Source organism: Nodosilinea sp. FACHB-141, assembly GCF_014696135.1.
Classification (GTDB): domain Bacteria; phylum Cyanobacteriota; class Cyanobacteriia; order Phormidesmidales; family Phormidesmidaceae; genus Nodosilinea.
In genome coordinates, this window is the sequence record NZ_JACJPP010000026.1 from 22,325 (window position 1) to 29,866 (window position 7,542).

5 protein-coding genes and 1 pseudogene are annotated in these 7,542 nt (G+C 48.9%); 4 read left to right on the top strand and 2 right to left on the bottom strand.

The annotated features are described in order from the left end of the window. The first annotated feature begins 737 nt into the window (after positions 1-737). On the top strand, positions 738-3,113 hold the full coding sequence (locus H6F59_RS24770; RefSeq protein WP_190707327.1) for a hypothetical protein: 2,376 nt from the start codon (positions 738-740) through the stop codon (positions 3,111-3,113). Positions 3,114-3,353: 240 nt separating this feature from the next. Here H6F59_RS24770 and H6F59_RS24775 read toward each other — a convergent pair whose 3' ends face one another. Beyond that, positions 3,354-3,923 (bottom strand): tyrosine-type recombinase/integrase, encoded by a 570-nt coding sequence (locus tag H6F59_RS24775; protein ID WP_190707329.1) that lies wholly within the window; start codon positions 3,921-3,923, stop codon positions 3,354-3,356. Positions 3,924-4,233: 310 nt separating this feature from the next. On the opposite strand from H6F59_RS24775, the gene H6F59_RS24780 reads away from it, so the two are divergent. The 3 genes from H6F59_RS24780 (at position 4,234) to H6F59_RS24790 (ending at position 6,302) form a co-directional block, all read left to right on the top strand. Continuing rightward, positions 4,234-4,833, top strand: coding sequence for an AAA family ATPase (locus tag H6F59_RS24780; RefSeq protein ID WP_190707333.1), 600 nt, complete (start codon positions 4,234-4,236; stop codon positions 4,831-4,833). Continuing rightward, a complete protein-coding gene (locus H6F59_RS26090; protein WP_199325965.1) occupies positions 4,830-5,144 on the top strand; it encodes a hypothetical protein in 315 nt (104 codons plus the stop codon). The genes H6F59_RS24780 and H6F59_RS26090 overlap by 4 nt, the downstream gene beginning before the upstream one ends. A gap of 90 nt (positions 5,145-5,234) precedes the next feature. After that, positions 5,235-6,302, top strand: a complete 1,068-nt coding sequence (locus tag H6F59_RS24790) for a YhcG family protein (RefSeq protein WP_190707336.1) — start codon at positions 5,235-5,237, stop codon at positions 6,300-6,302. 49 nt (positions 6,303-6,351) lie between these two features. On the opposite strand, the pseudogene H6F59_RS24795 reads toward H6F59_RS24790, so the two are convergent. Further along, positions 6,352-7,542 (bottom strand): annotated as a pseudogene (locus H6F59_RS24795) (hypothetical protein); the annotation flags it as partial.

The window sequence follows — 7,542 nt, forward strand, 5'->3', positions numbered from 1 at the left end:
ACGAAGGGTTTACAATGCTTCAACGTCGCCAGTTGACGCAATTTTGACAATAACAAAGCTGGGTTATCAGACCCTAAAGTGGCGAAGCTGAAATTTGGGACAATTTAGTTCCTTTGTATTGTCTGAATAGCTGTCCCGCGCCGCAACCATGCAACGACTGTATCTATTGCTGAAATCCTCTCTACACAAAGCATCCAAGCCAATCGAGAGGTTTGGATGCGACTTTTAAGTAGAACGGCAAAATAAGGCTTTGAGACAACTGGCACAGAGCAGAGCAGGCCAAATTAAGTTCATTCTTCAATGCTACTGGCACAGAGCATATTTGCTTATGGCCTATGAGAAGAAGGCCCACGTGCTCTTTTCCTGGCTGAGCCTCTCTTGGGAAAATACTCGGCTGTGAACCTAGAGTGCCCTTGCTGGTGGGAGCGGTAGAAGAAGCATAGTGCGAGCGGCTAGGTGGTTTAGTTGCCAGAGTAAAGTTCCACTCCGAAGGCGGGCGGGTCTTTGTCAAAGGGCTCACCCGGCTAAACTTTGGGGCCTAAATGCTCCAAAAAGCTTGGTGTAATGCCGTGTAATAGCTGCTTACACAATATTACATCCCTTAAACCCTGAAAGCCTTATGCTGTAAGGCTTTGAAATTTATACAGTGTTGTTCTTATATGCTTTTTAGCAAGCATATGAATGCGGTACACGTTGGTCTATACTCTTAACATTACACAAACTAGAACATATGAACTATGAATGAAGGTGGAGTAGCAACAGTCTCTTCGTTATACGAAGCGTTGACAGCATATTTTGAGGAGTTTCCAGGCCGCAAGAAGTATATCAAGACAGCTATTTTCAGGTTTCTTCTGCCTTTCTCTGGGTTTCAACTTGATTGTCAGACCCAGACCAATGTGCCGATTTCCCGTGACGAGACGAAAAGACGCTGGGAGCTGACTCGAGAATTACCACTAGACTTGTTTCACGATGTCCACAAGGTGATGTCTTGGCAAGAACAAGTTTTTGTAGACCTTCAAGCCCCTGCTAACGTTCGTGGGGTCTACAAATGCCATCTCAACCACTTTCTCTCTTACTGCAAAGAGAGGGATTGGTTAGTCGCTCCAGAACCTAAAAAGTGGGCCATTCCCTTAAATTATCCCAAGGATCTTCCGGGTAGAGTGCAAGAGTCGAAGAAAAATTACCCCATCACTCAACGACACAACCTAATAAGCTACCGAGCTAAGATCGAAGACCTCGCAGAATCAGTACAGCAAGAAATAAAGCTCTGCCGCGCTTTTTGGACCGACCCATACTATGGTGCAAGGCCAATTACAGAGCTAATTGACCCAGAGACGTTTAATCAGTACGAAAACTACACTCTCCAGATTATTGGTTGGATGACTTTGGACAAGGTTGACTACCACAAGAGAATGGTAGAACGAGCGAGGGTTAACAAGCAGAATGATCTTGCCTATCAGCCCGATTGGCTTGATGTCTCAGAGGAACCACCAGTTTGGCTTCAAGATCTACAGCAAAAATATCTTCCAAAATCTGTGGGCGATTTTACATTGGATGACCTCGTTCCTGTCGTGGAGTTACGTTCAGATGCACTAGCTAATGAATACGAGCATCAGCTAGTGCATCAGCAGGTAGGGATAAATGAGGTTAACTCCCAAAGCGTACTAGAACGTCTTTGCTATGAACTCGAGGCTCAGAATGCTAGCTTAAGCTTTGAGCTCACTCTCCAAATAGGCCAATTTGCTCAAAATAATAAATTACTTGTTGAGCAGCTTCACCAGCTCAACAGAACCAATAAACTTAATCGGATGAAAGAAAAAGCACAAGCGGAAGCTATTGCTGCTGGAGACTATGCTCGTGATCTATTTGGAGATTTATTTAGATGGATTAGCTATCAACATAATCCACTTTCTAAGCAAGATGGATACCACATTGGTAAATACTATAGGCACAGGATCTGCTATACCCTGATGAACTGGGCTAAGTTCCGTTATCGCAAAATTACAAATCCTTTAATGTCTCCAGAATATAGAGATATTCCTGTAGTCATGACACTAAGAGCAACTAGGGATGAAACCGAAGCCCTGGTGCTTCCCAAAAACTATGTGTCTCCTTTAAAGAAGGTACCAAAATGGCAAGAACTGGGGGAACTCCTCAAAAGCCTTCTAGACGATTGTGCTCCTAGAAACAAGATAAAAGAAGATGATTGCAGGCAGAACTTCGGAATAATGAGACGCCAAACTGCCGTTTCCAAAAGTTTTCAACGTTACCTTATTGTTCTTTTTTTCCGTTTAGTTTCACCTGAGCGGCAACATGTCATACGGAATTTGAAGGTTGGCGACTCTCTTAAGCTATGCCATATTGACCTTGATGCAGAATTAATTGAGGAAGCTCCTTGGAACCATCAAGAGAAAAGGTATAGAGCATACTACAATGATATTACAAAGCTATATTATCTCAACCCTGCAGATGCCTGTGATGAGATGGGAAATACTCCTACCAACCCGAAAGGGAAATCGTACGAGTGGATTGTTGATTTAGATCCTACAAAAACTAAAATTGACAAAGAAAGCTCCTACCGAATTCCAAAAATATATAATCCCGAGCTACAAGCTTGGTTATATGGGAGGCTAGATTATTCTGGTACTTGGCACAATTGGCCAACCTATAAAGGAACACAACAACAAGGAAGGTATAGAAAGCAGCAGTACAACTGGTGTGGCTATGTTGATGTCGACAATGGGAAAACATATGGATTCCGAGATATATTTAATCCTACCCATGACTTTGTCTTCACCCAAACTAACGGCAAACCATTTGAGGGAAGAAATTTGAGTGGTATTTTCGATACAATAGTCTGGAAGTATCTCAATGTTCGCTCAGCTCCACACGATGTGAGGCGTGCGTCAACCACTCATTACAAGAGAAAGGGAATGACAGCGGCCCAGAGCGAATCTTTGGCACACATCAAAAGCCACAGCCAGCATACGCAGGATAGTTCTGCCTATAACAAAACGGGGGCATTGGAAAAAACAAAATTAGCCTCTGAGATGATTATTAACGAATTTTTAGAGGAGCAGGGTCTTGACCCGGATGAGTATGGTTTGGCCTAATAGGCATTAGACTAACGAAACTCGATTTGAGGCCATTCATCAATCAAATCCCATAGTTTTGACACGGTTTGTTGAAGCCTGTGAACAAAAGGATTGGCGAATAAAAGGATAGGGGGCGGATTGTCGTCCCCTATCGCCGTCCATCTGGTCACAGCACTCTTTAAGGGATTGAGCGGTAAGTTGCTTCAAATTCCAGCTTCCCCAGTTTAAGGTTTTACTGGCGGGAGAGCGACCGTAGCATTAGTCGACATACCGCGCCGTCATTGACGCTGAGCTGTGACCCAGCAGCCGCGCAATCTTGGCCAAGCTGTAGCCCTGGCGATAAAGCTCTGTTGCAAAGCTACGGCGGAAACTGTGGGTACTCACCCCATCAAGGGCTGCCAGTTCGCAGGCATCGCGCAGCACCTTATCCGCCGCCTGCCGGCTGAGGTGACCGTCTTGGCCATTGTGGTGGGCCGGAAACAGGTAGCTCGACTGGGGAGCACGATAAGCCGTTAGAAATGGCCGTAGCGCATCCACGACCATCGCCACCCGGGGCTTTTTAGTCTTGGTGTTCTCGCGCCGGAAACTGATCCGGTCAGGGCCAATATCACCCACATCCAGGCTCAGCACTTCAGTAATTCTGGAGCCGGTGAAGTAGGCGATCGCAAACACTGCCCGCCACTTGTCGCTGGGTAGCTCCGCAAAGATAGCCCCTAGGTGTTCAGGAGTCAGGTTTCGCGCCTGCCCGCGCCGATCCACTTTGCGGGCCTCGGGCAGCTCCACCGACCTAAGCTCAAAATCTGCCGCTGTGAACATGGCTATTCCCATCAACGCATCCCTACCTTACTTGCTCTTTTGTTAAAACAGCAAGTAAAAATCGACACAGAATAAGGCTTTTCGGGTATCAGGTCGTGCGGTGATTTTACGTCTCATGTGAGACAACCGAAAACCCTTGATTTCTCGTTCATCGATCTCATAATTAGATTGACGAGACAGAAATCGATTTGCCATGAGTTTTATATGTATACCGCCAAATGTTTAGATGTTTAGATGTTCAAGCGCCTAGACTACTAGATGTTTAATCATCCAGTCTCCCAAACATCTGATAGGCTCACAGCAGAATTCAGGAGTTGAGGCCGTGATCGTAACAGTCGTCAGCTTTAAGGGTGGGGTGGGCAAAACCACAACCGCCATCCACCTGGGAGGGTACCTGCAAGGGTTGGGAGAAACGTTGGTAGTCGATGGAGACAGCAACCGCTCTGCTCTCCAGTGGGCAGCTAGCGATCGCCTTCCGTTTGCCGTAGCCGATGAGATGCAAGCGCCAAAGCTGCTCATGTCGGGCAAATTTCAAAACGTTGTTATAGACACAGCCGCTCGGCCATCGTCTGATGAGCTGGCCAGCCTTGCCCAGGGGTGTGATCTGCTGATCATTCCATGCAGTCCCGACGCCTTAAGTATGGGAGCCATGATGCAGATGGTGGAGCCACTGCAAGGACTCAAAGCAGAGTACAGGATACTGCTCACCATCATTCCACCTAAGCCCAACGCGGCTGGGGCAGAAGCTAGGGCCTCTTTGCTTGGTGCTGGGCTACCTCTATTTGCTGGAGGTATTCGCAGATTGAACGCTTTTCAAAGGGCGGCGCTCGATGGGTGCCTAGTTAAAGATGTGAAAGGCGATAGTTACGCGGGTATCGCTTGGAGCTGCTACACCGCCATCGGAAAGGAGATATTGCCGTGAGTGAACAAAACCGATTCGCTAACCTGCTCAAGGTAGCCCAGCAGAAACCTGAAATAGAAACTTTTGAGCCCTCTACACCTACAGCAGATGTTCAAACATCTGAGCATCTAGACATTCAAACATCTAAACAGCCGGACATCTCAACGTCTAAGGCTAAGAGCAGCAGCAAGGATTTTAAGCGCACTACGGTATACCTCACTCAGGAGCTGCACCGCAGACTAAAGCGGGCCAGCCTCGACAAGGAAATGGAGATGAGCGATATTGCCGAAGCTGCAATCGCGGCGTGGCTCGATGAACATTCAGATGTTTAGATGTCTGATATTTAGCTGTACGCTTGGCCAACTCTATCCATTGAGTAGACGTCTCCTTATTGTCGCTGATCCACCAATGACTGTTGCTTTATGCCTCAATCCCCTGCCCTATTTCCCGAAGACGAAAACTACTTTGCTCTGCTTAATGGCTTAAAGCAACGCATCCGTGGAGCGCAACTCAAAGCTGCCCAAGCTGTCAACCAGGAACTAATCATGCTCTATTGGCATATAGGCCAAGAGATTGTGAAGCGCCAGCTGACGCAGGGTTGGGGCAGCAAAGTTATTGAGCGCTTAGCCAAAGATTTGAAAAAAGAATTTCCGGATGTATCGGGGTTCTCGACGCGGAACCTGAAATACATGCGGTCATTTGCCGAGGCATACCCCGATGAAACATTAGTGCAACGCAGCGTTGCACAATTACCCTGGCGACATAACATCGCATTGCTCTCCAAGCTGAAGAGCCCAGAAATGCGCGTCTGGTATGCCCAAAAGGCTATCAATCATGGGTGGAGTAGCGACATTCTAGCAATGCAGATAGACAGCAATCTGTATGGGCGTCAGGGCGGCGCAATAACGAACTTTGAGCGAACATTACCCCCTGAAAAGTCTGATTTAAGCCGCCAATTGCTGAAAGATCCTTATAATTTTGATTTTTTGACGCTTGGGGAAGATGCACAGGAACGGGATCTAGAACGGGGCCTGTTAGGCCATATCCGGGCATTCCTGATGGAATTAGGCGTCGGCTTTGCTTTCCTTGGAAGCCAGTATCCGATTGTCGTGGATGACAAAGAGTATCGGATAGACCTGCTCTTCTACCATGTTCGCCTGCATTGCTATATCGTTATTGACCTTAAGATGAGGGAGTTTGAACCTGCTTTCTCAGGCCAGATGAATTTCTATGTTTCGGCGGTTAACCACACGCTACGGGTCGAGGGGGATCATCCGACCATTGGCATTATTCTCTGTAAATCAAAAAGCAAAACCGTCGTTGAGTATGCCCTTGATACTGTACAGAATCCGATCGGCGTCTCAACGTATGTGGTGCGTGACGAACTCCCGCTAGCTCTGCAAGACAGTCTACCGACTGCTGAACAGCTGGAAATGGAGTTGGAAGCCGCTGTGAAAGAGCTAGGAGACGATCAGCCGGATGAGCCGTGAAATCCTGTGGCTTCACCCATACCCTGCTGATTGAATAAGAACCTATCGGTTAATGAGTGAAGATGCCTTGGATAGTCACATCAGCAGGATCTTCAGCATTGAGAGAATCAAGCCCACGCAGATGATAGAGCAGTAGCAACCGCTCCTCGTCCGGCAGCTCAAACCAGCGCTTGCATTCAAATCGATCGGCAATAAACTGGCGAATCACGTCCACAGACCAACCTAGGCTCCTAATCTGCTGTTGAATCTGCTCGTGCAGGTCTGAGTCATACGCTGCAGGCTCAGCTTCCTGTGGAAAAGCAGGCTCATCCCCCCGCACCCCCCTATTCGGAGTAAAAGAATTTGTATCCGACCCCAACTCACCGGCGCAAAGCGCCTCACCCTTCATATCTCTCTCTGAGGGGTGTAATTCCTTAGTTTCTGGGGATTCTGACGTTTCTGATATTGCTTCAGATCTCGCCTCTTCAGGAGCTAGGAGGCTTGCTGCTAGGGCAATTACACCCTCTTGATGCTCGGGGTGCCAGAGGCGAAGGTGCTTGTAGAGGGTCTGCTGGCTAACTCTGGCTCTTTGGGCGATCGCCTTGGCCCGGGCCGTAATCTGCTCGGGCAACTCTCCGGTCTGCTCTAGGTTGGTATAGGTGGCGCGGATGCGATGCTGAGCGTCTTCGGTCTGCCGCTGGTTGAAGGGCACCAGGTTGTTTTTAGGGTGGCTAGTGTCACGGGTGGGGGTGGTGCCTAGAGGCCAGTGATAGCCCTCGACGGCTCTGGCCCAGGCAATGACCTTGCGCTTGATGTCATGCTGGTGGCGGCAGTACTGCTCGTAGCCGGGGCAATGGAGGGCAATGCGTAGGGTGTAGTCGATTAGGGCTTGGCCCTGGAGGCCCTCGAAGACGCGGCCGTAACAGGCGATGGTTTTGAGCAGGTGGTTGGTCTGGCCGTAGGCGGTCCAACCTTCGGTGATTTCCAGATCCAGGTCGTGCCGCCAGCCCTCGACGGGATGACTGCGACGCTTGGGCCGCTTGCGGTGGTTATCGCGGCCAATCTTCATCGCATGGCGCAGGGTGTCCATGTCCTGGTGACCAGCTGCGCCATCCCAGAGCCAGAAGAACCGGGCTAGGCTGTCGCCGATGGGGTTGAGGTCATCGTCAAGCAGGCAGGAGCCACTGCCAGGCTGAAGGGGCAGCCGGTGCCCCATGTATTCGATGAAGGCTTGAACGCCGTAGGCCTTGACGTTGGGGAA

What these genes read in the sequence shown, in the direction of transcription:
- H6F59_RS24770 (WP_190707327.1), top strand. Translation starts at nt 738, where the DNA reads ATGAATGAAGGTGGAGTAGCAACAGTCTCTTCGTTATACGAAGCGTTG.
- H6F59_RS24790 (WP_190707336.1), top strand. Translation starts at nt 5,235, where the DNA reads ATGCCTCAATCCCCTGCCCTATTTCCCGAAGACGAAAACTACTTTGCT.
- H6F59_RS24775 (WP_190707329.1), bottom strand. Translation starts at nt 3,923, where the DNA reads ATGGGAATAGCCATGTTCACAGCGGCAGATTTTGAGCTTAGGTCGGTG.